27 protein-coding genes and 2 pseudogenes are annotated in these 26,654 nt (G+C 70.2%); 14 read left to right on the top strand and 15 right to left on the bottom strand.

Translation table 11 applies throughout. The features are described 5' to 3' along the window. The first annotated feature begins 387 nt into the window (after positions 1-387). The 3 genes from NLX94_RS31590 (at position 388) to NLX94_RS31580 (ending at position 2,657) form a co-directional block, all read left to right on the top strand. Complete coding sequence (locus NLX94_RS31590; RefSeq protein ID WP_254386550.1) at positions 388-978, top strand: hypothetical protein; 591 nt, start codon at positions 388-390, stop codon at positions 976-978. 226 nt (positions 979-1,204) lie between these two features. Continuing rightward, positions 1,205-1,678, top strand: a complete 474-nt coding sequence (locus tag NLX94_RS31585; RefSeq protein ID WP_254386549.1) for a hypothetical protein — start codon at positions 1,205-1,207, stop codon at positions 1,676-1,678. A gap of 670 nt (positions 1,679-2,348) precedes the next feature. After that, complete coding sequence (locus NLX94_RS31580; protein WP_254386548.1) at positions 2,349-2,657, top strand: hypothetical protein; 309 nt, start codon at positions 2,349-2,351, stop codon at positions 2,655-2,657. Positions 2,658-2,726: 69 nt separating this feature from the next. On the opposite strand, the pseudogene NLX94_RS31575 reads toward NLX94_RS31580, so the two are convergent. Further along, a pseudogene (locus NLX94_RS31575) lies at positions 2,727-2,900 on the bottom strand (transposase); the annotation flags it as partial. On the opposite strand from NLX94_RS31575, the gene NLX94_RS31570 reads away from it, so the two are divergent. Further along, positions 2,885-3,223 (top strand): hypothetical protein, encoded by a 339-nt coding sequence (locus NLX94_RS31570; protein WP_254386547.1) that lies wholly within the window; start codon positions 2,885-2,887, stop codon positions 3,221-3,223. The pseudogene NLX94_RS31575 and the gene NLX94_RS31570 sit on opposite strands and share 16 nt — an antisense overlap. A 111-nt stretch (positions 3,224-3,334) precedes the next feature. Here NLX94_RS31570 and NLX94_RS31565 read toward each other — a convergent pair whose 3' ends face one another. Both NLX94_RS31565 and NLX94_RS31560 read right to left on the bottom strand, forming a co-directional pair. Further along, complete coding sequence (locus tag NLX94_RS31565) at positions 3,335-3,532, bottom strand: hypothetical protein (protein WP_254386546.1); 198 nt, start codon at positions 3,530-3,532, stop codon at positions 3,335-3,337. Next, entirely contained in the window at positions 3,529-3,816 is a 288-nt protein-coding gene (locus NLX94_RS31560; protein WP_254386545.1) for a hypothetical protein, read from the bottom strand. Before NLX94_RS31560 ends, NLX94_RS31565 begins: the two co-directional genes overlap by 4 nt. Positions 3,817-3,878: 62 nt before the next feature. Here NLX94_RS31560 and NLX94_RS31555 point away from each other — a divergent pair, with 62 nt between their 5' ends. Together NLX94_RS31555 and NLX94_RS31550 are read left to right on the top strand one after the other, a co-directional pair. Then, a complete protein-coding gene (locus NLX94_RS31555) occupies positions 3,879-4,070 on the top strand; it encodes a hypothetical protein (RefSeq protein WP_254386544.1) in 192 nt (63 codons plus the stop codon). A 33-nt stretch (positions 4,071-4,103) separates the two neighbouring features. Then, positions 4,104-4,565, top strand: coding sequence for a hypothetical protein (locus NLX94_RS31550; protein WP_254386543.1), 462 nt, complete (start codon positions 4,104-4,106; stop codon positions 4,563-4,565). Positions 4,566-5,272: 707 nt separating this feature from the next. Here the strand turns inward: NLX94_RS31550 and NLX94_RS31545 are convergent. Together NLX94_RS31545 and NLX94_RS31540 are read right to left on the bottom strand one after the other, a co-directional pair. Then, entirely contained in the window at positions 5,273-7,033 is a 1,761-nt protein-coding gene (locus NLX94_RS31545) for a hypothetical protein (protein ID WP_254386542.1), read from the bottom strand. A gap of 572 nt (positions 7,034-7,605) precedes the next feature. Next, positions 7,606-8,415, bottom strand: a complete 810-nt coding sequence (locus NLX94_RS31540; RefSeq protein ID WP_254386541.1) for a DUF4239 domain-containing protein — start codon at positions 8,413-8,415, stop codon at positions 7,606-7,608. 638 nt (positions 8,416-9,053) lie between these two features. Here NLX94_RS31540 and NLX94_RS31535 point away from each other — a divergent pair. The 5 genes from NLX94_RS31535 to NLX94_RS31515 all read left to right on the top strand — a co-directional run bounded on the left by NLX94_RS31535 (position 9,054) and on the right by NLX94_RS31515 (position 14,010). Beyond that, a complete protein-coding gene (locus tag NLX94_RS31535; RefSeq protein WP_254386540.1) occupies positions 9,054-10,229 on the top strand; it encodes a DegT/DnrJ/EryC1/StrS aminotransferase family protein in 1,176 nt (391 codons plus the stop codon). Between the two features lie 2 nt (positions 10,230-10,231). After that, positions 10,232-11,620, top strand: a complete 1,389-nt coding sequence (locus NLX94_RS31530) for a glutamine synthetase family protein (RefSeq protein WP_374684051.1) — start codon at positions 10,232-10,234, stop codon at positions 11,618-11,620. An 80-nt stretch (positions 11,621-11,700) separates the two neighbouring features. Next, the gene (locus tag NLX94_RS31525; protein WP_254386538.1) at positions 11,701-12,576 is read left to right on the top strand and encodes a class II glutamine amidotransferase; all 876 of its coding nucleotides are present in this window, start codon (positions 11,701-11,703) and stop codon (positions 12,574-12,576) included. A 63-nt stretch (positions 12,577-12,639) separates the two neighbouring features. Further along, entirely contained in the window at positions 12,640-13,803 is a 1,164-nt protein-coding gene (locus tag NLX94_RS31520; protein WP_254386537.1) for a cytochrome P450, read from the top strand. 6 nt (positions 13,804-13,809) lie between these two features. Then, entirely contained in the window at positions 13,810-14,010 is a 201-nt protein-coding gene (locus NLX94_RS31515; protein ID WP_254386536.1) for a ferredoxin, read from the top strand. Positions 14,011-14,234: 224 nt separating this feature from the next. On the opposite strand, the gene NLX94_RS31510 is transcribed toward NLX94_RS31515, so the two are convergent. Further along, entirely contained in the window at positions 14,235-14,750 is a 516-nt protein-coding gene (locus NLX94_RS31510) for a hypothetical protein (protein ID WP_254386535.1), read from the bottom strand. 449 nt (positions 14,751-15,199) lie between these two features. Continuing rightward, entirely contained in the window at positions 15,200-15,832 is a 633-nt protein-coding gene (locus NLX94_RS31505) for a hypothetical protein (RefSeq protein WP_254386534.1), read from the bottom strand. Between the two features lie 472 nt (positions 15,833-16,304). Between NLX94_RS31505 and NLX94_RS31500 the strand changes: the two genes are divergently transcribed. Beyond that, positions 16,305-16,523, top strand: coding sequence for a hypothetical protein (locus tag NLX94_RS31500; RefSeq protein WP_254386533.1), 219 nt, complete (start codon positions 16,305-16,307; stop codon positions 16,521-16,523). Beyond that, on the top strand, positions 16,520-18,625 hold the full coding sequence (locus tag NLX94_RS31495; protein ID WP_254386532.1) for a bifunctional polysaccharide deacetylase/glycosyltransferase family 2 protein: 2,106 nt from the start codon (positions 16,520-16,522) through the stop codon (positions 18,623-18,625). Before NLX94_RS31500 ends, NLX94_RS31495 begins: the two co-directional genes overlap by 4 nt. 183 nt (positions 18,626-18,808) lie before the next feature. Here NLX94_RS31495 and NLX94_RS31490 read toward each other — a convergent pair whose 3' ends face one another. The 5 genes from NLX94_RS31490 to NLX94_RS31470 form a co-directional block, all read right to left on the bottom strand. Then, a complete protein-coding gene (locus tag NLX94_RS31490; protein ID WP_254386531.1) occupies positions 18,809-18,955 on the bottom strand; it encodes a hypothetical protein in 147 nt (48 codons plus the stop codon). A 732-nt stretch (positions 18,956-19,687) separates the two neighbouring features. Beyond that, positions 19,688-19,882: a hypothetical protein gene (locus NLX94_RS31485; protein WP_254386530.1), complete on the bottom strand. Its 195-nt coding sequence runs from the start codon at positions 19,880-19,882 to the stop codon at positions 19,688-19,690. A 26-nt stretch (positions 19,883-19,908) separates the two neighbouring features. Continuing rightward, entirely contained in the window at positions 19,909-20,655 is a 747-nt protein-coding gene (locus tag NLX94_RS31480; RefSeq protein WP_254386529.1) for a hyaluronoglucosaminidase, read from the bottom strand. A gap of 102 nt (positions 20,656-20,757) precedes the next feature. Further along, on the bottom strand, positions 20,758-21,084 hold the full coding sequence (locus NLX94_RS31475) for a hypothetical protein (protein WP_254386528.1): 327 nt from the start codon (positions 21,082-21,084) through the stop codon (positions 20,758-20,760). A gap of 303 nt (positions 21,085-21,387) precedes the next feature. After that, a complete protein-coding gene (locus tag NLX94_RS31470) occupies positions 21,388-21,555 on the bottom strand; it encodes a hypothetical protein (RefSeq protein WP_254386527.1) in 168 nt (55 codons plus the stop codon). A gap of 331 nt (positions 21,556-21,886) precedes the next feature. On the opposite strand from NLX94_RS31470, the gene lanKC reads away from it, so the two are divergent. Beyond that, positions 21,887-24,463 (top strand): class III lanthionine synthetase LanKC, encoded by a 2,577-nt coding sequence (gene lanKC / locus NLX94_RS31465; protein ID WP_254386526.1) that lies wholly within the window; start codon positions 21,887-21,889, stop codon positions 24,461-24,463. A 269-nt stretch (positions 24,464-24,732) separates the two neighbouring features. Here the strand turns inward: lanKC and NLX94_RS31460 are convergent, their stop codons facing one another. The 3 genes and pseudogenes from NLX94_RS31460 to NLX94_RS31450 form a co-directional block, all read right to left on the bottom strand. Continuing rightward, entirely contained in the window at positions 24,733-25,422 is a 690-nt protein-coding gene (locus NLX94_RS31460) for a DUF6308 family protein (RefSeq protein ID WP_254386525.1), read from the bottom strand. Between the two features lie 176 nt (positions 25,423-25,598). Then, positions 25,599-26,002: pseudogene (locus NLX94_RS31455) on the bottom strand (ATP-binding cassette domain-containing protein); the annotation flags it as partial. Continuing rightward, positions 25,960-26,547 (bottom strand): HNH endonuclease family protein, encoded by a 588-nt coding sequence (locus NLX94_RS31450; RefSeq protein WP_254386524.1) that lies wholly within the window; start codon positions 26,545-26,547, stop codon positions 25,960-25,962. The pseudogene NLX94_RS31455 and the gene NLX94_RS31450, both read right to left, overlap by 43 nt. Between the last annotated feature and the right edge of the window lie 107 nt (positions 26,548-26,654).

The raw sequence follows: 26,654 nt of genomic DNA, 5'->3' as shown, positions 1-26,654 counted from the left end.
CACGCTCCGAGACCCCGATTCCCCATCCGGGCCCGAGCCCCTCCCCGCCATCCGCAACGGCAGAGCAGCAACCCGAACGCCACCCGGAGGCCCAAGGGTTGAGGCCACACTTCGAAGTCCCAACACCTCAGCCACGGGCCCACGCAGACTCCGAAAGCGCAGTACCAATCTCCACCAAACTGACCAGGCAAAACGTCAAAGACGTCAGCGCGAAATCGGCACCAACTGTCAGTACCAAAAGTCACCCCACACACCCACTGACCAGCGGAAATCACCCGATGAACCACTGACATATCAACGCCGAAAAATCACTGACAGACCGATGCACATCATCAGGGCGAGGGGTGGGCTGGTTCTGGGCCCCATCTCCCAGGGGAGGATGGGCTCATGGCACACCTCATGGTCGTAGCGGTCTCCCCCGCTGACCTTGACCGGCTCGACGCCTTGGTCCAGAAGCAGCAGACCGCCGAGACCTGCTGGCAGGCCGGCGCCGAACAGGACGCGAACCTCCTCGCGCTGCGCGGGCCCGAACTCCGTGCGGCCCGCGTGCGGCTCCGCGCCGAGCGCGACCGGCTCCGCGAGACCGGCCGGCACCGCGTCAGCCGGCTCCACGCGCTTGCTCCCGCGCTCCGCACCGAACTCGAACACCGCGGCCTGCTGCGGGAGTGGGACCCGATCCCCGAAGGCGCCCAGAGGGCCGGACAGACCCTCGGAGGCATCGGACCCCACTCGGGTACCGGGCTCACCGCCCGGCTCGTCGTCAGCCTCCCAGAAGCCCTCTGGACCCCACTCCAGCGCGGGGTCTACTGGACCAACCGACCCCACGTCCAAGCCCTGGAAACCTGGAAAGACACCTGGCCCACCGGAACCACCCCACCACCCGAAGCGCACACCGAACGCACCCGGATCACAACCCACATCACCACCACCGGACACATCCTCCGCACCGCCCTCCACCACACCCTCCACGGACGCTGAAGAACGGCGCGCTGAGGGGTGTGCACGGTCGCCGTGCGCCGAACCTCGGACCCCGGCTCTGCTCTTCGCTCCGGAGGCACCAGGGGGCGTACAGCGGCTGGAACAGGGCTGCTGGGCAAGTTGCAGGCACGTACGTAGCGGCCCAGGCTGGATACAAGAGCACGTTGGGGGGACAAAGGTCGGCAGGTGCGGCCTGCTGGCCAACCAACCCACTCTGGGGGTAGCCATGGGCGATTTCGTCCGCCTGAAGTGTCGTGGTGGCGGGAACGGAAAGCGTTACCTAAGCGGTGATCCATTCAGTGGAGACAGCGGAACCGTCTCTCTGAGGAGCTCAACCGCTCCAGGCACACTATGGCTGAGACGCAGCCTCGGCGTTGCCGGCCAGTACTCGCTCACCTGCATGGAAGGGTGGGACGCGTTCGACATCCTCTTCCCATTCGTGTTTGACGAGCCGCGGTACCTCGACGGGAACATCTTCAACGGCGAGGTGAAACTCTCTACCACCACCGAGCCCCCGTTCACCGGTACAAGGTGGTTCCAGCAAGAAGAGGATGAAGCAAGATCCTTCCGCTGTCTCGGAACAGGAGAAGTCGTGGACCCAGCCCGCATGCTGGACGGCTGGGTGGACAAAGGAACCGTCCAGCTTCGACCTGACGAGGATATCTTCACAGGCCGCATGTGGACGGTGGAGGCTGAGTAGCCGACCACTCACGCCCCGCTGAGCATCCCTCAGACCCCCACCCAGCGGGAGGGGCCCGCAGGGGCCGCAGATCGTCGGGGTGTCCGGCGCCGTCCGCCCCACCCACCCCCGCCGAGCACCGGGATGCATCACCGTCGACCCCGCTCCACCCGCCCCTGAAGACCTCCCCGCCGGCGACAAGCACCCGCCCGGGAGGTGACCCCGTTTCACGGGCCCCGTACCAGCACGGTGCGCAGCGGGGGCCGCCACCGGATGGTGGCGACCCCCGCTGCTGTTCCGGCTCAGTACCGGCTAGTCGGCATCACGGCGCTGCGCATCACGCCACGCCTTCCCCGTCTCGTCCCGGTCCGCCTCGGCGGCCCGGGACTCGGCGTGCGCTTCCTCCCGCTCGGGAGTGAGCACCACCCGCCCACGGTCCGGGATCCGGAGCTCGTTGCGAAGCGCCGCCGCCTGGCAGCGCCCATTCGGGCAAAACACCGCCTTGTGTCAGCGCCACAGCCCCGAACACCACTTCCATGTCAGTCAGCGCACGGCCTCCGAACACCTACCACCCGCGGGAAGCCGCCTTAAGGCTGTCCCGTAATCATCCGCGCTACTCCCTAGAGCTCGGCGCCCTCGTGAGGCGGGAGGCTAAGGACCAGTCCGGGAAGGTTGGGGCTAGATTCTTCGCATGTCTTCGCATCTCAGTCATGGCGCTTCGGGAGCACTGCGGCGCTTCGCCGGATGGCTTGCTCGAGGGTCGGTGGGCCATCCGATGCTCGAAGGAATCGACTACTGGGAAGAGCTGCGCGAGTCGCCCTCCCAGATGGAGATCTGCGTCGCGATCTTCACCAACGTCCTCGAACTGGATGATCAGGGCGAACCGGTCAATGAGAAGTATGCGGAGCGCCGGGCTGCAGCCTGGCTCTACCGATACTGCACTGGGAAGCTGCCTAAAGGGGAGCCGGACATCGAGCCCTGGGAGTGCCAACTTCATTGACCGCTACCGTGCGATGCCATTCGAGTGAGGCCGGCCCCGCCCGTGACCCCGCTCCCCTGCATGGTGGGGCTATCCGGTGAGGGTGAGGTTGTACAGGCGGGCGATGCCGTGCATCGCGTGATGCACTCCATCGCCTCTCAGGCGGCAGTCGCGCAGGATCTTCCAGGTCTTCATCCGGGCGAAGGCGTGCTCGACGCGGGAGCGAACCTGCTTGTGGGACTTGTTGTGTGCCTGTTTCCAGTTGCACCAAGACCATCCACCTGGACGTCACCGCCGGACGGATCCCCCCGGGCATCGAGCTGCACGGGCGGTGGTGGTGGACCCGGGAGGCCGCCGAGGCCCGCGCGGTCCGGCCCGCGCAGTACAAAGGCCGCACGCCCGGCGCCACGGACCGCGCACCACGCCGCACACCCCCCGACCCCCGCGTCCCCGAGGTCGCCGCCGCGCTCACCGCCGCCCACACCGGCGACGGGCCGGCCGTCACCGCCAGCTCCCTCGCCACCCTGTACGGCATCAGCACCCGCACCGCCGAACGACTCATCGCCAAAGCCCGCACCACCGGCTGACGCCGGGCCCACCGGGAACGCGCTGGGCCCGCGCCTCCCCCGAGGGTCGGCGCGGGCCCGCACTGTCAGGTTGCTGCGATCCCGTCCCGGACGTCACCGCAGCCGTGCGCGTCAGACCTTCTCGTGCAGACGCCGGACCTCCTCGGCCACGGCCGTACCGGTCCCGACCGCCTGCGTACCCGCAGCCCCGCGACCGGACAGGCGGGCGGCGAACTTCTCGACCACCCCGCCGGCCCGGACCCGCCACACGACAACCTTCGGGGCCCAGTACGCCCCGACCAGCCTCGCCAGCGGGGGGCCAACGATCACCAGGCCGACGAACCGACGGCCACCCAGAAGAGGTTGTCCACGACCGCGTTCCAGGCGGCCTCGATGAGTTCATCACCGACGCCATCCGCACCGGCCTGCCACCCCACATCGCGCAGGTCATCGCCGGCCACGCCAACATCAACACCACCATGGGCTACAACGCGATCTACCCCACCCAGACGATCGAAGCCCACCGCGCCTTCATCACCCGCCGCCGCACCCTGCGCCCCGCCGAGGAGTACCGCACCCCCACCGACGCCGAGTGGGAGGACTTCCTCGGCCACTTCGAACGCCGCAAACTCTCCGTCGGCACCTGCGCCCCGACCCCGCTCAGCGCGGCCGGCTCGTGGAGATCCGCGACAACCTCCTCGACCGCATCGCCGAAGCCGAGCGCGAGGGCTGGCTCGGTGAAATGGAGGGTCTGCGCGTCAGCCTCGCCGGCGCCGCGTCCAAGATCGACCAGATCGACGCCGCCTCCAGAGGCATGCCAGTCAACCTCGGTATGCAACGCCAGGGCCCAGCTCAACCCGCCCAATAAAAGGGCGCAGCGCACCGCTGAGACAATGACGGGATGATCAGCAATGAGATCCGGTTCGGCTGCCATCCCCGAGGCGACGGTGGCCCGCTCGTGGTGGTCCCCCACATCGATGGAGCACCGCTCACGGAGCTGATCGACAGGTTCGAGATCTCGGCCGAAATGGAACCTGCAGGTGATGCCTACGGTGGTCTGATCCCGGAGTTCTTCCGGTTCGGCCCGATGCAGGACCACTTCCTCGGACGGTCCACCAACGCCATGGGGCCGAAGACACCCGTCCTCGGTTGCGAATGCGGCGAGTGGGGATGCTGGCCGCTCATGGCCCGCATCACCGCAACAGCCGACCTCGTGACCTGGGACGCCTTCGAGCAACCACACCGGGAGACCCGCGACTACGTGCCATTCGGCCCGTTCCGGTTCGACCGTCACCAATACGACGATGCCCTGCGGGCCCTGATCGCGGCGATCGGCTCCGACAGCGACGACCCAGGGGCATGAACACTGCCGTCAGCCCGTCCTACCGACCGCCGTGGCGTCGCATCAGCGCAGAGCGAACCTCTGACGTACCTCTGAGCGCAGCCATTTCCTTCGGCCCCCGCACAACTCGGCATGCCCCCGTGTCCTGGTCGACGAGGATGGGCCAGTTCCCTCCGACCCTGATCTGGCGACCCTGTTCGTCCTTCGCAGTGGGAGACCAGGTAAAGCCGTAGACGCCCGTTATCGCCGGGGTCGCCCACAGGTCAAGCCTGAAGGCCCACTCCTCCCAACGGTCGGTCAGGGTTCGACCGAAGTCTTCAGCCAGCCTCCGTGCTTCGCTCTCCTCCAAGAAGCCCCTCCATCACTCTTCAACACTTGAGAGAGCAGACGTTACGGGACGAAAGCCGGCCACCGAACGGGAGCTGCTGCGATGCACGTACCTCTGTACTTGGCGGTGCACGCAACGCCGTAGGAGTACGCGGACGACTGGTTCAGAGAAGTGACCAAGCCAAAGCTCACGGCCCCGCTCCATGTCGGTTTCAAGAGACCTCCGTCACCGCAGCGGACCCCTCTCCCCAGCGTCCCACCGACGAGGACGTCCGGCTCGTGTGACCGAGCGCCGTACTTGGCCTGTGTGGCCAGGTACGGCGCTCAGCCAGGTACGTCGGCGCTCCTGGCTGCGGGTCGGAGCGCGTAGTCGTCGCTGCCGGGGCGGACGCGGTGCCGGGTTAGATCTTGATGGTGACGTGGGCCGGGCTGATGCCGACGCGGGTGTAGCGCTGCTTGTCTTCTTCGCTCTCGCTGAGGGCGGCCTTGCTGCCGAACCAGTAGCCGCCGGACTTCTTGGTGCCGGCGCCGCTGATGGTCAGCTTGTAGGTGCCGGGCTTGAGACCGGCGAAGATGTGGTCGAAGCGGAACTTGCCGTTCTTGAAGTCCTGGTGTGCGAAGTCGATGACGTCTACGAGGTCGTCGCTGTCCGTCCGGAGCCACAGCTTGCCGGAGTCGATCCTCGGCACGTACATACCGCCGCCGTAGTTTTCGCGGTACCACGACCAGCCCCAGTAGTACTCGGCGGTAGCGTCCCAGCTGGCGACGAGGGCCTTGGTGCCGTCCTTCATGGTGGCGGGGGTCAGGGAGACGTGGTGCTTGACGCGGGACCACGACTGGGAGCCGTGGTCGATGACCTCCTCGCCGTGGGTGGTCTTGCCCTGGCTGGCGACGTCCTTCATGGTGGGCGGCGCGGGCGGGACGGGCGGCGCCGGCGGCACGTAGCGGTCGACACCCCGGTGGACGATCAGGAGGTGCTCGCGCTGGAGGTCGGCCGGTCCTTCGTTGAAGGCCAGCAGGGCCGGGGTGTTGCTGGAGTCGTGACCGTCCAGCCTGGCCGGCGCGCTCCACTCGTCCTTCTTGGTCCACGTCCTGTGGATCAGCTGGTCGCCCCCGTTGGACGGGTAGACGACGTGGAGCTTGCCGCCGTAGGAAGCCAGTGCCGCGTTGCGGCGCGACTGGGCGCCGAAGTCGCGGTCCCCGTGGATGAGCATGGATCCGTCGGTCCACGTGCTGCCGTCGAAGACGGCATGCCAGATGTCGGTATGGAAGTCGTCTACCTCTCCGCGGTAGGCGAGGTGGAGCTGGCCGTCGTGGGCGGCGAGGGCATGGTTGCCCGGCCAGCCGTGCCTCGCGAAGGCAGACTGTGCCGAGTAGTCCTCCACGGGGTCGGTGCTCGGGTAGGTGTCGACTACGCCGCCCTCCGGGGTGGTCGGCACCTTCCATTCACCCGCTGAAGTGCGTACGAGGTGACCGACGTGCTCACCATGGGGGGCCGCGAAGACCAGGTGGACAACGTCGTTGAACACTGCCAGAGCCGGGGCCAGCGCCAGCCCGACCGTCTCGATCGGGATGGGATCGGCCCAGACCCACTTCCCGCTCTCATACTCCAGGTGGGTCTCCCACAGCGACGACTCAGCACCGTCGCCGACGTGGGAGACCCACTCCCCTTCCTCGTCCTCCAGGTCGGTCTCCCACAGCGACGACTCAGCGCCGCCGCCGAGCTGGGTGAACACCATGCGCAGAGTGCCGTTGTCGTTGACCAGCGCCGGGGTTTCCGTGCTCCTGATCCCGTCGGCATCTTGGTCGGGCGCCCATTTACGGGCCTTCTCCAGGGCGTCGGCCGCAGCCTTCACCTTCTTCTGCCACTGCGCGGTCTGCTCGTCGGTGGCCGTCTCCGGCAACGGCTTGCTCGCCTTGTCCAGCGCCTCGACGTACGGGCGGACCGACGCCGGCGTGAACGATGTCCAGCGCACCGGAAGCTGCCGCTCGTCCCCATCGCGGGCACCTCGGTGCGCGCAGTACAAGGTCCCGTCGACCTCAGCCAGGGCGGGCGCGGCGATGCTGAGGTGGTCGGCGAACGCCACGCCAGGGGACCAGCCCCCGTCAGCGGTGTAGACGGCCCGCCACAGGTTCTGGTCGTCTTCAGACTGCGTGCTCACATGCACTCCTCGCGAGATGCCATGCCAAACCGCATGCGACTCCCGGCGTAGCACCAGGCGAGCGGTGGCGACACAGAGATAACAAACGACTACATACGGTATCGGTCGAATGTAGATGGATGACGTGTGTCGATCACCCCGGCTTGAAATCGCGGGCGATGTGTCCCGAAGGGGCCCTCACTTCAAGTGGCCCTCACCTCGGTCACAACACCTACCGCTGACCTGCGGTGCGCGCCGCCCACCCTCTCGAACCCCGCGGCGACGGCACACGCGCCGCGACCGTCACACTCCCCGCCGGTCCGGTTTCCTCGTAGGAGAGGGGGCGAGGTCGGGGGGCGGGATGTGGCCGTCGGGCATGGCCGCGTAGGCGTTCTCAATCCGGGGCCGCATCCGGGCCTCCCCGGCCAAGGCCTCGTGGTGGGCGGGGCCGATGACGGGGTGGCTCCGGTGTCCAGCGAAACGCGCTACGACGACGCTGGACCAGGGCACAGGTCACCACGCCCGTGGCCGACTGCGGGGACGGGCGGAGGCGAGGCCGCCCGGGGCGGTCCTTGGAACCGCCGACCGCGTTGTCACGGTGATCTGGCACCGTTCTGCGGCCAGAACTGGGACAAGGACGATTCCTTGAATGGCTCCGGGCTCACGGTGAGATCGCCGGCAAAGGGTCGGTCTAGGACTAGGACCAGGAGCAGGCTGAAGCCGATCAGTCCGGCGACGCTCGCGACGAAGAGGAACTGCGCCTTCCGGCTGCGCAGGCCGTAGAGGAAGGTCAGCAGGATGATGACCAGCGCGCCGCCGTAGACCAGGACCTGGAGCAGCACCGGCAGCTCGATCGTGGCCATGTTGATCCGTTCCCGCCGCATGGCGGCCGCGTCGTTGAGGCGCGTGACGGCTTCCCCGTAGAAGGCTTGGTCGCGCGCCGTCTTCGGCTCGTAGGCCTGCAGCGTGTCGTACATCTCCTCGACCTCCTTGGATGTGGCCTCGAAGCTCGGCTGGCCGGCACGCATCCTGGGCCACTGCACCTCGACCACGGCGTGAACGTAGTCGCTCACCGCCTTGTCAATCCGCGCCCGTTGCGCGGGCGGGAAGGACCGGGTGTCGCGGACGACCAGGGAGATGTCGGTGGCTTCCTGCGAGACCACGGTCCGGGTGTGGTCCAGCTGGGTCCACAGGGTGACGACCACGAAAGCGAGGATGATCCCGTAGATCGCGCCGAACATGCCCAGCACAACGCCGACCATCTCGTTGTGCTCGCCTTCGGCCAGGCGGGGAGAACGGCGGCGGGCGAGCGCGCTGCCCGTCACCGCAAGGAGCACTATCGCGCCGACCATGAGCAGCGCCAGCGCGAACGTGCTCAGGTGGTTGAGCAGCCACAGCGCCACAAGCGGCCTCCTGGGGATGAGTTACCGAACGCTGCCCGACATGGTTGGTGCAGCCGCCCCGCTCAGCCCGGCAACCTCCGAACAGGCCCGGCCTGTACGACGGGTCTTGGTTCGGCTGATCGGGCGGTGGCCTCGCGGGGGCTGCGGCGCCACAACAGAACGGCTCGTGATCGGGCGAGCATGAGGTCTGGCCGTGTCTCCTGTTCATCGTGGACGCGGTCCGGTGATGGGGCCACTCCGGGGACTTCCATCACCCTTGGCCATGCTCTCCGTTCATCGTCGGCACGGCCTGATGACGGGAGCCATACGGCCGCTGAGGCCCTCTCTCCGTGCCTTCTTCTCCTGTCTGCGAGGGCGGAACGGAGGGTGCATGGCGGTCCGGACGCACGGGGTCCAGGCGTCCGTCGAGCCGTCAGCTGAAACCGCTTCACCCGAACGCGCCGCGCCCGCAAGTGGCCGTGCGCCCAGCCCGGGCCGGAGACATCGCCCCGGAGGCTCGGTCAATCGAACGCTCCAAGTTGCACGCCTTTTCGAGCCCGTTGATGCTGGCGGAGGTCGACGAAGAACGTGAACGCGACCTGTGCTTGCTCGGGGAATCCGATCTGTTGGCAACGAACCAACGCTTTGAGGAGTCACCAATGGCGCTCCTTCAGCCCACCCTTGCCCTACCCGCGGCGCCGCCCCGGAACTGGAGCATCCCGGCCGAGGGCCATGCACGCCGAATACGCGCCCTCCGGCGCGAGGTCCACCGGATCGCCGACGAGGTGATCGACGCCGGGACGTTCCACTTCGGACCGCAAACTGCACGCCTGGAACAGCGGATCGCCGCATCCTGGGGCGGGGCGGCCGTAGCCACCACCTCCTGCACGCAGGCCTTGACGCTCGCCCTGCGCGTGGCCGGGGTGCGGCCCGGGGACGAAGTCGTACTGCCTGCCGCCACGTTCGCCGCCACGGCGTCCGCGGTCTGTGAGACCGGTGCCGTACCCGTGATCGTGGATGTGGCCGAACCTTCGCTCACCCTGTGCCCGCAGGCGCTGCGCGCTGCCATCACCCGGCGGACCCGGGCGGTGATCGCCGTCCATCTGCACGGGCACATGGCCGACATGCCCCAGATCCTGGCCATCGGCCGGGAACACGGCCTGGCCGTGGTGGAGGATTGCGCCCAGGCCGCCGGTGCCGCCCTCGACGGTCGAGCAGCAGGTACCTGGGGCAACTTCGGCTGCTTCTCGTTCTGGGTCGGCAAGTGCGTCGGAGGCCTCGCCGACGGCGGCGCCGTCGTCACGGACTCCGACGAGCGCGCCGCCCGGCTGCGCCGGCTCACCGACATGGGACGCGAACGTGGACAGCGCCACGTCCACCACGACCGGGGCGCCCGGGCCCGGCTCGGGGAACTCGACGCCGGCTTGATCGCCCTGGAACTGGAGCTCCAACCGGCTTGGCTGGCACGCCGCTCCGCCATCGCCTCGCACTACTCCGAGACCTTCGCCGACCTGCCCGTGGTGCCGCCGCAGGTGCTGCCCGGGTACCAGCACGCCTACTACAAGTTCGCGGTGGCCTGCCCGGATCCGGTCGGGCTCGGCGCCTTCCTGGCGGGTCGTGGCATCGAGACCGAGCAGGTCTACCCCTACCTGCTCCCAGACCAGCCTGCCTTCCAGCACATCGCGCACCGCAGCAGGGTCACCAGCCGGTCGGCGGGCGCCACTCGCCGGCTGTGCCTGCCGGCCTACGCGGAACTCAGCGACGCCGAGGTGGAGCGAGTCGCTCTCGCGGTCCGGGACTTCGCGACAGGAACGACGGGAAGGAAAGCTCGATGATCATGAACGCGAGGGAAGAAGGCGCTGCGGTGACGGAGACATCCGTGCCTCGCGGCGGCAGCAGGGCCCGCCGCGAGGCCGCCCGGCTCACCGCTCAGGACGTCCGCGGTGTCGCGCTGACCTTCGTCGACAACAGCGGCATCACCCGGGTCAAGGCCGTGCCCGCAGGCCGCCTCGGGCAGGCCGCAGAGCAGGGCGTCGGCATGTCCCCCGTCTTCGACGTGTTCCTGCTGGACGACTCGATCACCACCAGCACCCACATCGGCGGACCTGTCGGAGACCTCCGGCTCTTCCCCGACCTGGACCGGCTGACCGTGCTGGCCGCACAGCCAGGCTGGGCCTGGGCGCCCGCGGACCGGTACGACCAGCAGGGACTGCCGCACCCGGCCTGCCAGCGCCAGTTCACCCGCCGGATGATGGGCCGGGCCGCAGAGGCGGGCCTGGAGCTGCGGATGGGGTTCGAGACGGAGTGGGTGGCGCTGCGCGAGGGCCAACCGGCCGGCCCCGATCCGGCGTACGCGACCCAGGGACCCGCCTACGGGATGAGCCGGCTGGTCGACCTGTCCGGCTATCTGGCCGAGCTGCTCGCGGCGTTCTCCGCACAGGACGTGGAGGTGCTGCAGCTCCATCCGGAGTACGCGCCCGGCCAGTTCGAGGTGTCGGTCGCCCCGTCCGATCCGATCGGCGCCGCCGATCTGTCCGTGCTGGTACGCGAGACCGTTCGCGGGGTCTCCCTGCGCCACGGGCTCACCCCGGTCTTCGCCCCGGTGGTCGCGGCCGACGGGGTCGGAAACGGCGGCCATCTCCACCTGAGCCTGTGGGAAAGCGGCCGCAACCTGTGCCAGGGCGGTGATGCCCCCGCCGGGATGACCAGGCAGAGCTCCGCCTTCCTGGCCGGCGTACTGCGCGAGCTGCCCGCGCTGATGGCCGTCGGAGCACCCTCGGTAGCCAGCTACCTCCGGCTGCAGCCCGGCCACTGGGCCGGAGTATTCCAGTGCTGGGGCGTGGAGAACCGGGAGGCCGCGCTGCGCTTCATCCCGGGTCCGCCGAACGAGCCCCACAGCGCGAACGCCGAACTCAAGTGCTTCGACCAGGCCGCCAACCCCTATCTGGTGACCGGCTCGGTGATCGCCGCCGGGCTGGCCGGGATCCGCGACTGCCTGGAGCTTCCGGCCCCGGTGTCAGGCGATCCCGCTCTCGGCAGCGGTCAGCCGCGGCTGCCGCAGTCACTCCAGGAGTCCGTCAAGCACTTCCAGGACTCGACAGTGCTCCGCGAGGCCATGGGCGCCCCCTTGTTCGAGGCCATCGCAGCCGTTCGCCGGGCCGAAGTCGAACTCTTCGAGGACACCAGCCCAGACGCAGTCGCGGCTGCCGTCCGCGACCGCTACTGACCAGCCGGCCGGCTGGCCGGATCCCGCCAACCCCACCGTTCCACCGACCGCTCCGCTGTTCCGCTCAAGGAGGACATCTCATGTGCAGACTCTTCGCCCTGACCACCTGCGGCCCGCGCGTCCAGGCATCCCACTGGCTGCTCGACTCGCTGTCCAGCTTCCGTGAGCAGAGCCGCAAGCAGCCCGACGGAACCGGCTTCGGCTGGTTCTCGCTCGGCGACGAGCCCGTCCGGGACCGTTCCCCGATCGGCGCCTTCAAGAACGACGACTTCGCCGATGCCGCCGAGCACGTCGTGTCGCACACCGTCGTCAGCCATGTCCGCTACGGCACGAGAGGCGAGGTGGACGTACACAACTGCCACCCGTTCGACATCCACGACCGGCTCTTCGCGCACAACGGGTGCATCCGCGGTGTGGAAACCATCGACTCCTGGCTGACGGACGTGGACCGTGCACACATCGAGGGCGCGACCGACTCCGAGACGGTGTTCGCCTTCATCTCCGCGGAGATCCAGCGGCTGGGCGACACCACCGAAGGCATCATCTCGGCGGTGAAGCGGATGGCGGCCGAGATCCCCATCTTCTCCCTCAACTTCGTGCTCGCCGAGCCGCGCCGCCTGTGGGCACTGCGCTACCCGGCCAACGCCGAGCTCTGGGTACTCAACCCCGACGGCGGGGGCTTCGGAAGCCGCCACCGGGGCGCCCGCCCGGCCGGCCACCGCGCGGATGGCAGCTGGGTCGCCGACGGGGAGGAGGAGATCCCTGCCTGGGTCGTCGCGAGCGAACGGCTGGACGCCGACCCCGACTGGCGGCTCCTGGAGCCCGGCGAACTGTTGGTCATCGCCGACGGCAAGGCCGTCTCCCAGTACCCCTTCGACCCGCCCGCCCACCACCTCACCCTGGACGACCTGCGAGGCGTCGAGGTCAGCGCCGAATTCCGCGACGAAGATCTCTGACGGACACGGCCTCGGCCTCGTGCAGGCACCCTTCGCCCGCTGACCATCGGTAAGGACCGACCCATGCCAGAACACCGAACCGCCGAGCAGGACTTCGACTTCCACGGTCCCGCGCTGGACACCGCCTTCGACACCTACAGGGAGCTCCGCGAACAGTGCCCCGTGGGACGCAGCGACCAGCACGGCGGGTTCTGGTTCCTCACCCGGGCCAAGGACATCTTCGCCGCCGCGCACGACCCGCAGACCTACTCCGTCGCACCGTCGATGCTGCTCCCCGCGTTCGGCACCGATATGCCGCTGATCCCGGTCGACATCGACCCCCCGGACCACGCCGGCTACCGCAAGATCCTCCTGCCCCTGTTCACGCCCAAGGCGGTCGCGCGCCTGGACGAGGACATGCGCCGAACTGCGCGGCACCTCGCAACGGAGGTTGCCGCGCAGGAGGTGGCGGACGTCTCGCACGAGTTCGCCAGGCCGATGTCGACAACCGTCTTCAGCCATCTGGCCGGGTTCCCCGAAAAGGACTGGCCCCTGTTCGACCGATGGATCGACGACATCATCTACGAGCGCTCGGCCAACCCGCAGCGCGCCCGCGCCGCGGGCCGCGAGGTGATGGACTACTTCGACCAACTGCTCGCATCCCGGGGAGACGCTCCAGGCGGCGACGACCTGATCCACCGCCTTCTGACCGCCGAGATCGACGGCCGCAAGCTGACGCACGACGAGCTGCTGTCCTACTGCTACCTGCTGTTCCTCGCCGGTCTGGACACGACGGCCTGGGCCATTCGCTCCAGCCTGTGGTACCTCGCGCAGCACCCGAAGGCCCAGGCCCGGCTGCGGAAGCACCCCGATGAAATTCCGGCGGCGGCGGAGGAGCTCCTGCGCACGCTCTCCCCCGTACAGGCCATGGCGCGCACCTGCCGGCAGGACACCGAAGTGGCCGGCCAGAACATCAAGGCCGGTGACCGGGTCGTGCTCGTCTTCGGCGCCGGCAACCGCGACCCCGAGGCCTACGCCAACCCCGACGACATCGTCCTGGATCGCCCGGACAACCGGCACCTCGCATTCGGCGTCGGCATCCACCGGTGCGCCGCCTCCAACCTCGGGCGGCGAGAACTGGTCGTCGCCCTGCAGGAGTTCCTCGCCGCCGTGCCGGACTTCTCTGGCACCGATCCGACCGAGCCCTGGCATGGTCTGGGCCCCCTCACCCTGCGGATCGGACGGTGAGAGCGGATGTACCGGATCCGGATCGACTCCGAGCACTGCCAGGGACACGCGCGGTGTCTCACCTTTCTCCCGGAGACCGTCGACTTCGACGACGAGGGCTACGCCTACGTCCCCGACGCGAAGAGCCGCTGTCCCGAGATGACCAACGCTCTGCGGCAGGCCGTCGCGAACTGCCCCGAGCGGGCCTTCCAAGTGGTGCAGGAGTGACCTGAGGCCTGCCCCAAAAGCGGCCAGGAAGCCAACATGTGGGCAGGTCTATGTCATGACCCACTCCTACAGCTCGCCGCGGCCTGGGCATCGACTGGGCGCGCGCGGCTGCCCGCGGCGCGCGGGTGGTGCATCCGGGTGAGACGAGGGTTGTGGGCGGGGCCCGGCAATCGTCGGCGGCAGGGTGGGGCCTGGGCATGTGCCCAGGCCCCGCCGCCTGGGCACTACTTCAACGTGCCCTTGAAGACGCTTTTGTCGTCGGTGTCCTGGGCCTTGATCAGAATGCTCTTGACGGCAGGCGACCCGGAAGCGCAGACCGGGGTGATGCTGACGGTCTGCAGGGTGGGGAAGTCGAAGTCGATCGTCCCGATGCCGTTGTTGTCCGAGGACAGCGCCGCGATCCCACGCCTGACCTCGCGGAAGCTGCTCGGCACGAGGCCGTCAGTCACCTCCGCGACATAGCCGAGCTGTGCGGCCTCGGCGCCGATGGCATTGAAGGTCAGGTTCGCCGTGTAGGAGCTCGAGCCGTCCTTCAGGGTGCCGGTGTAGGTACGGCCGAGGTTGAACAAGCCCAGATAGTCCGACGGGACGGCTCCGCAGACATCCGTGGGCGCGGACGTGGACGCGGACACAGCCGTGCCCGTGTCCGTGTTGTCCGTGGCGTGAGCCGCGCTGGCGGGGACGGCCAGTGCTGCTCCTGCGGCCAGCGCTGCGGCGGCGAGGTAGGTCCGGATAGACAAGGGGGGTTCCTTTGTTCCTGGGGAGGGGGCTGGTGCCCGCCGACACCGTGACACGAGACCCAGGCTGTTGATCATGTGATCGGATCGCGTCGTCCGGAGTTGCCCCGTTCGTCGTATTGTCGGTGACCTGCATGGATGAGGCTCGCTCCTCCGCAGGACGGCCCGCGCGCGAGCCCCGCAGTGCAGGGGCGTCCCTCCAGGCATCCCGGGCGTGATCGACGTGCTCCTCGATCAGCCGGACCGTACGGAGCCCTCCAGTCTTCGCCCCCACGCGCCGAGAAGATGCGCAGAACGACGAGCGAGCCGCGACTCCCGGCGCCGACGCGGCAAGGTCGCCGCTACGACGGGGCATCGGCAAGCGCGACGACGCGGCTCCCTGCGCTCCGCATCTTCCAGCCCATGTGCACGCCGGAGTCATGCCGGCCGTCGTGCTGGTCTGCTGCGTCGCATCAACGAAGGGCTTCGGGTGCGCTGGCCTGGATGGTGGCGCCTTTGGTGACGAAGTAGAAGTCTTCGTCTTCGATGGCGGCACGGGTCTGTTCGCCGATGTACAGGTCGAGGTGTTTGGCGTCGTCGCAGCCGATGCTGCACAGGTCGTCGACGCGCCAGTGAGCGGCTTTCACACGGGTGCAGACCGTGGCGGGTACACCGGGGCCGCAGTCGGTGATGTGGATCCGGGTACCGGGTGAGAGGTGGTTGGCGGCGACGGACTGCCAGGGCACCAGGGTGTTCTCGTGGGAGCCCACAGGGGAGCGGCTGGTGGTGAAGTAGCAGTGGCGGTCGAAGTCCCAGCCGAGGTAGTTGCTGCGGGCGGTCTTGCCGAAGCCTTCCAGGCCGACGCGTTCGAGGAAGTCGGCGGGGAAGCCGTCCGGGAGGTGCTGCCCGGCACAGGCCTTACTGCGGATGCTGCGGAGGGGGCCGTGGTAGTGGGCCTGGTTGGGAGTGAAGTAGACGGTGAGGGTGTATCCCGTCTGGGGGGCGGTTTGCGTCTGCGGCATGTCGATGGTGTTCAGCCGGTGGTGCAGCCGTAGGCCGGCGTAGCAGAGGGCGGCGACGGCCAGCAGGCCGCACGCCGCGAGCACCGGGATCCTTCCGCGCGCGGCGCGTGGGCGGTGTCGGGGTGGCGTAGGCGCGGTGGGTGGGGTCGTGTCCAGGTGCGCGGCCATGGGTGGGGTCTACTCCGTGCGGGTCGCAGGGACAGGGTTCAGCACGTGCCGTGCTGGAGGAGGAGAAAGGCGCTGCTGGCGCCGAGGCAAGTCCGGCTGGGTGGCAGGGCGGCTGGGCGGCTGGGCGGCTGGGCGGCTGGGCGGCTGGGCGGCTGGGCGGCTGTCCGAACGCTCGCGATCCTCCTCGGGCTGCGAGCGGCCGTGGCCTGCCCACCGCCACCCTGGCATGATCGTTCGGGCCATCGGGCTCCGATGCGCGTCGGGGCGCCGAAGTCGCCCCGTTCGAGCGCATCCGCCGTCAGGCCGCGGGTACGCCGCTCGCTCCTATGGGGGAACGCCCGCGCGGCGTGATGAAACCCTGGAGACGATCTTCCTAGCATCCAGTGACGTGATCAACAACGTCCTCAGCCCGCCGCGCCCCGGGGCCTCGCCGCCCGTATTCGACGACCCGCGTGGCCGCCGCCGCAGGATCATGACCGCCGTGGGAATCGGCGTGTGCTTCCTGTGCCTGTGCGTGCTCGCGGTGTTCGCCAGCTTGCTGTACGCCGCACCGAACGCGCCGTCGACGAGTCCGGCCGAGGCCGCCCACACGACGCCCCGGCGATGAGGGCGATCTCGCCCCGCGGGCACTGGTGGGTCCTGGCCGCCGTCCTCACGGTCTTCCTGTCGGCCCTCTTCCTGGCGACCTCGATCCTGCGCGGCGCCGCCGCCCCGGCCACTACCCGGGCCCAGCAGCCGGACGGCCTCGTGCCGCATTCGGTGTCCGGCGGCGGCCCCGTCGTCGACGCCCGGGGCGGCCCCCCGGTCAGCCTGGACGTCCGTCCGGGCACGGTCGCGCTCACCTTCGATGACGGTCCCGACCCCGCCTGGACCCCACAGATCCTGCGACTCCTGGCGGCCAAGGAGGTACCGGCGACGTTCTTCGTCGTCGGCCAGCACGTAGCCGAGCACCCCGAACTGGTCCGGGCCGAGATCGCCGCCGGTCACGAGGTCGGTCTGCACACCTTCACCCATGCCGATCTGGCCACCGCGCCCGTGTGGCAACTGCAATTGGAGCTCGCTGCCAGCCGAGCCGCCCTGGCCGGAGCCACCGGAATCAGCACGACACTTCTGCGGCCGCCGTACTCCTCCCTGCCCGACGCGGTCGACGACCGCGACTGGCACGCCACCCTGCGCACCGGCGCCCTCGGCTACCTGACCGTCCTGTCCACCCACGACGGTCTCGACTGGGAGGCACACGATCCCGAGGACATCGTGCGCGGCGCCGCGCCACAGGACGGCCGCGGGGCCGTGGTCCTCCTCCACGACGGCGGCGGCGACCGGTCGCGGACCGTCGCGGCGCTGGGGCGGCTCATCGACGACCTCAAGGCCAACGGATACCGCTTCACCACCCTGACCGAGTCGGTCGGTCTGCCACCCCAGAGCACGCCGGTCACATCGTTCGACCGCTGGTACGGCACCGCTCTGATCGGCCTGATCCGGGCTGCCGGCGCAGTCCCGCCGGCGGCCGCCGCTCTGCTGTACGCGGTGGCGCTGCTCACCGCCGTCCGGCTGCTGCTGCTCGCCGCGGCCGCCATGGCGCACCGAAGGCGCACCGCTACCCGGCCCGTGCCCCAACCTCTGCTCCTGCCCGGGGTTTCCGTGGTGGTTCCCGCCCACAACGAGGCGGCGACCATCGTCTCCTGTGTGCGCGCTCTGCTGGAGGGGGGCTGCCCCGACATCGACGTCGTCGTGGTCGACGACGGGTCCACCGACGCCACCGCGGCGGCGGCCCGGACGGTGACGGATCCCCGAGTGCGTGTCGTGACGCAGTCCAACCAAGGCAAGCCCGCCGCCCTGAATGCGGGCGTGGCTCTCGCGGAGCACGACGTGATCCTCATGGTCGACGCGGACACGGTCCTCGCACCGGGCGCGGTGGCCCACTTGGCGGCCGCCATGGCCGATCCATCGGTCGGCGCGGTGGCCGGCAACACGAAGGTCGCCAACCGCACAGGCCTGCTGCCCCTGTGGCAACACCTCGAATACGTCATGAGCTTCGGCCTGGAACGCCGCCTGTTCGACCTCGCCGGCGCCAGCCCGACCGTTCCGGGAGCCATCGGCGCCTTTAGGCGCCGGGCCCTGGCCTCCTGCGGCGGCATCAGCGCCGACACCCTCGCCGAGGACACCGACATCGCCATGGCCCTGTGCCGGGCCGGCTGGCGCGTCGTCTACCGAAGCGACGCACACGCCCACACCCACGTCCCCACAACCATCCGAGAGCTCTGGCACCAGCGTTACCGATGGGCCTACGGCACCCTGCAGTCCATCTGGAAACACCGCCGCGCCGTCAAGGAGACCGGCACGGCCGGCCACCTCGGCCGCCGCACCCTGCCCTACCTGCTCCTGTTCCAGCTCGCCCTGCCACTCGCAGCACCCCTCATGGACGCCGCAGCCCTCTACGGCCTCATTTCCGGAACCACACCCGTCCCAGCCATCACCTGGGCCGCCTTCAGCCTCGCCCAACTCGCCCTCGCCGCCTACGCCCTGCGCAGCGACGGCGAATCCCTGCGTCACCTGTGGCTCATCCCGCTCCAGCAGACCCTCTACCGCACCGCGCTGTGTCTGGTCACCATCCACGCCCTGACTGCCGCGGCACTCGGGGCCGGACCCCGCTGGCACAACCCCTCGACCGCCCATACCGACCGACGAGCCCAACCCGCAGCCGCGTGACCCAGGACCCCTGTGGCGGTGGCGGCGCCAACGGCCGCGGCCAGCGCAGCCGCTACCAAACTTGGGTACGTGAAGAGCTTCATGCCCGGTCAAGGCCACCGGGCGCCAGGGTGACACGGCCCGGCGCCAAAGCCGCCCCCAAGGAGGTACTCCTCTGCGACGGGTGTCCGGGCCGGCGCCGCGCTACCCGGCGAGTGCGGACACGGCCTTGGTCTGTGCGAGGACGTCGTTGCGGTGGTTGTCCCATCCCCGGATCGCCAGCATGTCCGCCAGGGACGAGGAGAGGGCAAGGGCGGCCTGCGGGTCCTCGTCCAGGAGCTGCACCCACACGGCGACCGCGTTGCGGGCCGCGCGCGGTGTCGGCCTTCGGCCGGACCTTGGCGGCCTGGCGCCGCAGGACGGTGGTGATCAGGAGTTCCACCGTGCCGTGCAGGTCGGTGCGCTGAAAGAGCGTGAGCGATGCCCGGACGGTCAAGAGATTCAGGGTGTAGGGGTCGAGCGGGCCGTACTCGGCCTCAAGGGCGGTCTCCAGCGTGAGGGCGAGGACGACGGCGGTGGGCAGGTCCTCGGCCTCGTACGCAGCCCACAGCCGCGCCCACGCCTCCAGGTGCTCCTCGGGAACGGGAGCGACCGGCGGCGCTGCGGGCAGGGCCGGCACATGGGCGGCAGGCTCGGGCGCGGCCGGTTCTGCGGGAGGAGCCGTGCGCAGTTCGTGTTCGTCGGCGGGGTGTTGCGGTGGCGGGGCGGGGTGTTCGGCTACGTCGGTCACGGTCCCGTCCGGGGAAACGATCATGAGCCAGGGGGTGGGGGCGGCCGGCTCGACCGCGCGGGCGCGGATCGGTCGGCCCGCGAGGGCGGCCCGGATCCGCAGCTCCGCGAGGCCCTTCGCCCGCAGGGCGGCAATGTCCGGGTCGGCGGCGAGGGTCTGTCCGTCGATGTCCAGGGCGCGATCACCTGCGGCTGGCACAGCGGAAGCGGGACACCCAGGGCGCTCCGTCAGCCGGTCCGCCACGCATTCTGCTCCGACCGGGCCCCGCAGTGCGGACGAACCTCCGTCACCATTCAGTGCAGTGGCTGCCGGCCAGCGGTCAACGGAGCGGCCGCCTGTGTCGCGCCAACTTCCTCCGCCTCCGCCTGCAGGCGCGTCCTCAGGGCGGAGTTCTCGGCCTCCAGCCTCGCGATACGTTTGCGGGCGAAGTACAGCTCCATCACCGCGTCCTGAAATTCTGCTACCAGTTCTTCAGCAGTCAGTTCCATCGTTATCTCCGGTAGTGCGTATCGGATTAGGCAGGGGCGATGCGGGTGACCGTACCGCTGGAACCCCGCCACATCAGCGCCCCGTTCTCCGCGTACAGTGCACCGCCTCCGCGCGAGTCGACACCCACCGGTACAGAGACCGCGTTGACCACGCGCACCACTCCCTCGACCATCAGCGCGGAGTCGACGCCCGGCCGCTGCACGATATGCAACTGCGACCATGGGTTGGCGCCCACACCCATACCAACGCCGACGCGTCCACTGCCCTTGACGACAAATGCGTCGCGCCCGTTGTTGCGCAGGCAGATCAGATTGCCGGTGGTGGAGGCGCCTCCGGTCGAGGTCACGAAGATGCCCTGCGCGGCCGTTCCGACCGTCTTCAAATCGATCGACAGAGCGGAGGCGCCCGCATCAGACCCGTCCGGATAACCGACGTGTGTGATCTTCAGCGTTCCCTGGTCTTCTCTCTCATGACCCGTCAGATAGACAGCCGAGGTATCCGGGTTGTCCGAGATGATGTTCAGGGCCACTCCCCCGCCGGACGTGCCCGCCTGATAGACCGTGACGGCGTGGGCGCTGGTGGACGTCGTCTTGAAGAAGGCGGAGTTCCCCGTGGCGTTCGTGCTGAACTTCTCCGCGATCACCGGGCCGTCGAACGTGGTGGCCGTGCCCTCGGATTCCGCCGCGGCTGCCGGCGCCGCCGTGGCCGACATCGCCACGGACACTGCCCCTGCGGTGAAGCCCCCCATGAACAGCCTTCGCTTCACGGTCATATTTCTGCCCTCTTTGCTCCATGTGCACGAATGCCGATGCGGCATGCACACATAGGACTTCCGCCTGGCAGATCAGGTTGTAAGGGAGCAACGTGACACAGCTCACCTCACGGTTGCAGACAGGTCACTTCCCACGCCCTGGCCGTGGAGGCGGTCCATGGCCGCGACGATGTCGGGCCAGGCCGGGGAGGCCAGGATCGCGTCGCGGACGATCCCTTCGGGCATCGTCGCGCGGAGCTGGTCGGCCCACCGGTCGGTGCCCGCCGCCTTGATGGTCGCCGAGTTCGCCTCGACGGCCCGCTGGACGGTCGAACCAACTCCTCCGAGCTGGGGCAGGAAGACGTTCATGTCGACGCCGGCCTGCTGGAGCAGGACGAGCTGGCGGGCCATCTGCGGCCAGTCCTCCCCCTTCATCAGGTCGCCGAGCACGCCCGCGTCCAGGACCGGGCGCAGCTGTGCTTCGGCCCAGCCCGGGGCGAGCCTCGCCGTGTCCTCGCCGAGTTCGTCCTCCTTGCCCTGGCGGGCCTATTGGGCGGCGCGGCGGACCGCGTCGGTGACCGTGAAGAAGAGGCGCATCGCCACTGCCTCGGCGAGCGCTTCGGAGACCGGCTCGCCGACGGGCATGCGAGCGGGGGTGGCCATCAGCAGGAGGCTCCTCGGAGTTCGGCGGAGTGCGCGGTCACCGGGACCGGGACGAGCTCGGCCTGTCCGAACCGGGCGGCGTACGCGGTGCTACCGGGCTAACGCGCGGCGACGGTGCCGGGCCACGGCCCGGGCGGCGGGGGCGCCCGCCGCCGTCGCGGCTTCGCGCAGCAGCAGACCGGCGGCGGCCGCCGCCTTCGCCTGCGCCCGGTACTGCTTCGCCTCGTGCCACAGCCGGGCGGCCTCCACCGCTTCCACCAGGGCGCAGCGTCAGGACCACGGCCGCGCCGCCGCCGCGTGCGGTGCGCCGGGCTCGTTCCAACGCGCGCGCGGAGGCCCGCCATCCGGCCCGTGCCTGCCCGGCCAGGGAGCGCTCGCCCGGTGCGCGGCCGGCCTGCTCGCAGGCCTCCGCCGCCGCCTGCAGACGCTCCCGCACGAGGGCCGGGGCGTGGACGGCGGCGGCGACCAGGAGGTCGCCGAGCGCGGCCACTGCCGCCGCTGAACCGCCGCCGCAGCTGCCGGTCCGGGCGGCCTGGGCGCGGGACCGTAGGGGCAGCAGCCCACCACTACCGTTCTGTGAGGAGATCCCGTGCTCGAAGGCTTCGGCGAGGCGCTCGCGGACCGGGAGTACTATCTGCCGCTGCCCAGCGCCGCCGACCCCGGGCCGCGCTTCGCTCCCCGTGAGGTGCCAGCGGGCCTGCGCGGCTACGCGCAGGGCATCTGGACGGTCTGGGGTGGCCGGCGGAGCGGGCTCGGTGACCAGGGGTGGAAGATCCACGTATCGGCGCGGCTGGACCGGGCGCAGCACGTGCTCGACACGGTCGCCGGGATCTGCTTCTCCGAAGGCGTGCCGTTCAAGCACCTGAGCGCCCGGCTCTTCTTCCTGTTCCTCCATCACAAGCACGCCGCACGGGCCCAAGCCGGCAAGTTCTGTGCCGTCTACCCGCCGGACACCGAGAGCGCCCGGCGGCTGCTGGAACGCCTGCGCGACGCGCTCGACGGGGAGGAGGGGCCGTACGTCCTCACCGACCGGCGCTTCGGCGACTCGCAGACGGTCCACTACCGGTACGGCTCCTTCGACGGTGCCCGCAGCCGGCTCCGCGCCGACGGCACCCGGGAGGGGATGGTCCTGGACGGCTTCGGCCGCGAGGTCGTGGATGCGCGGCTGCCCGCCTTCCAGCTGCCCGCGGGGATCACGGACCCCTTCGTCAAGGAGGAGGAGCAGCCGCACACCGGGCCGATCCTCATCCGTGACTACGAGGTGACCCGCGCGGTGCGCCTGAGCAACGCCGGCGGTGCCTACAGGGCCCGGGACCGGCGCACCGGTCGCGCCGTCTTCCTCAAGGAGGCCCGCGCCCACAACGGGCTCGTCTTCGACGGGAGCAACGCCCGGCAGCGGCTCCGACACGAGTACGAGGTGCTGCGCGCGCTGCACGCGGCCGCCCCCGGGGTGGGGCCGGAGCCGCTGGACCACTTCACGGAGTGGGAGAACGACTTCCTCGTCACCGAGTGCGTCGAAGGGCAGCCGCTGGTGGGCTGGCTGAGCCGGTCCTCCCCGCTGGCCCGAGCCGACCGTACGGCCGGGTCCGTGGCCGCGTACTACGAGGCGTGCCGGCGGCTGCTGGCCGAGCTGGACGCCTCGCTCGGGCGGCTGCACGGCGCCGGCTACCGGTTCGGTGACCTCAGCCTGGGCAATGTCCTGGTCACCCCGTCGGGCGGGATCCGGCTGGTGGACTTCGAGGCGGCCTCGGCACTGTCCGCGGTCCCGTCCGCGGTGGGCACGCCGGGGTTCACGCCGCCGCCGGGCCTGCGCCGGGCCGACGCCGATCCGCTGCTGCACGACCGGTACGGCGCGGCGGCGGTCGCGCTCGCCTTCCTGGCCCCGTTCAACGAGATGGCCGAGCACGCACCCGCCAACCTGGCCCTGCTGCACCGTGACCTGGCGGAGGTGGCGCCCCCGCAGGACCTGTGGCAGCGGGCGACCGCCTTCCACCGGGTGGCGGACCTCGGGCGGGAGGACCGGGTCGAGCTGGACGGCGATCCGCGCGGCCGCCTCAGCCGGCTGGCCGCGGAAGTGGCCGCGGGGCTGCTGGAGACGGCCGACGCCGGCCGGCCGGAATGGGCTTTCCCGCCCTCGCCCGAGGCGTTCCGGACCAACAACGTATGCCTGGCCCACGGCACGGCCGGGGTGGCGCTCGCCCTGCTCCGCACCGGCACGGCAGTGCCGGCGGAGATCGGTGAACGGCTGCGCCGCGACGCGCTGGCGCTGCGCGGGGCACTGCCTCCCGGGCTGATGGCCGGTTCGGCCGGCGTCGCCCGGGTACTGGCCGGGCTCGGCCTGCTCGACGAGGCCGTGGAGCTGCTCCACGAAGCCGACGGGCACCCGCTCACCGCTGCCTGCGCCACGCTGGCGGGCGGGCGTGCGGGGGTCGGCTCGGGCTGGCTCGCGCTCCACCTGCTGACCGGGGACGGCAACCACCTGGAACGGGCCGCCGCGGCGGGTCAGTACCTGCTCCGCGCACCCGATCTGGCGGCCGCCCTCGGCGAGCACGACGCCCGCGGCCTGCTGCACGGCCGCTCGGGGATCGCCCTCTTCCTCCACCGGCTGGCCGGCGCCACCGGCGAGTCCCGCTTCCTGGAAGCGGGGCGCCTGCTGCTCCACCAGGAGTTGGAGCGGACCTTCCCGCTGGACGACGGCACCCTGTCCGTCTCCGACAACGCACGGCTCACCCGCGCCATGCCGTACCTGGCCACGGGCGCGGCCGGTGTCGCCACGGCTCTCACCCGGTACGTGGCCACCGCGCCCGACGAGCGCTGCGCGGCCGCGCTGCCCCGGCTGGTGGCGGGTATCCGGGTCTCCTGCGCCACGAAGGAGGCGGGCCTGTACCGGGGACTGGCCGGGCTGCTCTGGGCCCTGACCGAGTACGCCGAGCACACCGGCACGGAAGCCGCCCGCGCAGACGCCGTGCGCGCCGCCACCGGCCTGCTGAAGTACGCCGTCCCCTTCCGGCGTGGCGTCCGCTTCCTGGGGGCGGGGTCGCAGCGCTTCACCGCCGACCTGTCGCACGGCGGGGCCGGCGTCCTCCTGGCCCTGCACCGGCTCCTGTCGGGCCCGCTTCTGCCGCAGCCCCACGACACCCGTCCCCCGATCCCGGCAACCGTCTGACCGGGCACCGGACGGGATGCCCAAGAACCCCCTGGCCACGGCGGTGAACACCGCCGCGCCCAGGCGAGCAGTGACCGACCGGCACAACCGGACAACGACAAAGGAGTTCACCCATGAGCCAGATCCTCGCCCTCCAGACCCTGGACACCGAGCAGGAAGCGGACGCCTTCGTCCCCTGCTTCAGCGTCGCCTGGAGCATCAGCGACATCTTCCCCGAGCCGATGTAGCGGTCTGTCGGCCGGGCGGGCGGGCTCGCCGCGGAGGGCCGCTCAGCGGCTCGCGGCGGCGGCCTCGCGCTCTCCCTGATGCATCCAGGCAATGACGTCCAGTACACGCAGAACGCCGATGTCCTCACCGATCACGGCCGTCGTGCGGAGCATCTCCAAGTGCCGGCGGAACGCCCCGCCGTCCGCCCGGAGTACGGCCGCCAGGGAGGCCCAGAAGGTGTGGTCGATCATCGGGCGCCGGAACAAGGTCTTGACGCGGGCGTCGTAGACGGGGATCAAGTGGGGACGCTTGCGGGCCATGAGCTTGCCCGCGACGACGGAACGCACGCCATCCGGGCTCGACGGGTGGGTCCCGTCCGGGTTCACCAGCCGCTCCCAGAGCTCCCACGCAGGCCCGCCCTGCGCGACGAGCGGGTCGCTGGCAGGGTCCTCCAGCCGGGCCTCGCGGGGGATGGCGGACAGCAACCGGTGCCAGTGCCCTTCGGGATCGGTCAGGAGGTTCACCGCGCCGTGAGGGGCGACGGAGACCTTGAGCATGGTGAGGGCGACCAGATCCGCCGCCTCGAACCCGTCCGCCGCGCCCTCGCGGTCCCCGCCGCCTGCCAGTCGCTCGAAATGGGCGCCGGAGTAGGAGAGGTCGCCCTTGGAACGGCGCCCGGTGAAGTACGTCCGCAGCAGGCGGACCGACTCGTCGACGTCCCGGTAGATCTCGGGGATGTGGAGCTCCGTCACGGGCGGTCCCTTCTCGGGGGTTGCGGTGTACCGGAACACCGCAACCCCATTGTCGTCCGCGGCGGGGTCAGCGGCGGAGGCCCTGGATCGCGAGTTCCATGAGGCGTCGGGCCCGGACCGGGCCGGCCGGGGTGTCCGGGGGGCGGCACAGGCGGCTCATGAGCGACCCGCTCCGCTTACCCGGCGCGGACGTGGGTCTCGATCCGGCCGCCGTTCAGGGTCAGGTGCGAGCCGGTGAACCGGGACCGCATCCGGCGGTCGTGCGTGACGAGCACCAGTACGCCCTGGTAGTCGGTCAGCGCCTGTTCCCATCCTCGACGAGGGCGAGTGAAAGGTCGTTGGTCGGTTCGTCGAGCAGGAGCAGGTCGACCGGTTCACTGACCAGGCCTGCCAGTTCGATCCGGCGGCGCTGCCCGTAGGACAGGTCGCCCACGCGCCGGCGCAGATCGGCGGGGTGGAACAGGCCGAGGGAGAGCAGCGTCTCGGCGTGCTCGTCCGCATCGCCCGCCCGTCCCCGGCCGAACGCCTCGACGACGGTCAGGGAAGGCTCCCAAGGCGTCGCTGGCAGGTGGCCTTCACGTTCGTCCACGCCGTCGCGTACGTACACCAATACGCCTTCGCCAGCGGCTGCCACTCATCAGGGCCCTGATCTCCCTTGGACCGGTTCGTCGCCGCCGACACAGCCAACAGCTGGGGGCGGATCAGGTCGTTCGCAAACTCCTTACGCCGATCCGCCGTCCACGCCCCGGCCCCAGACCGCCAGGCATGGGCGAGCGGCACCATGTGCTCGATATCGAGCTTCCCAGCGTCAGTGATGGTGACCCCGTCGTAGACCGACACCCAGGTGCCGGAGACCGCCTTGCACTCGGCGTCGCGCTTCACGTCCCTCCCGGACCGCTCCAGGACGACCTCGCGGGTATCGCAGGCATCGCCCTGCCCGGTCCAGTGCGTGAACTTCGCCCTGCTGTACCCGGTCATCGGCTGCTGGCCCGCGACCTTGAGTCCAGCGAGCTGGGTACGGGCGACCGCCGCCGTCGGCAAGCCCGGAAGCGCCGGCGTCCCCTGCGCTCGCCGCGGGCGCCGCCCGGCGGGGTCGAGAGCGGATGCCTCAGACAGGGCCGTCACCGTGCAGCTCCTTGGCGTCGAAAGTGATGCTGATCCCCGGCAGGGAGCCGCCCCAGCGCATCGTGTCTTCCCGTTCCTGTTTGCGGGTGTCGGGCCGGTAGGCGCGT

The organism is Streptomyces sp. TBY4, assembly GCF_024213195.1.
In the GTDB taxonomy this organism is placed as follows: domain Bacteria; phylum Actinomycetota; class Actinomycetes; order Streptomycetales; family Streptomycetaceae; genus Streptomyces.
This window is presented reverse-complemented; position numbering and strand designations above follow the sequence as displayed.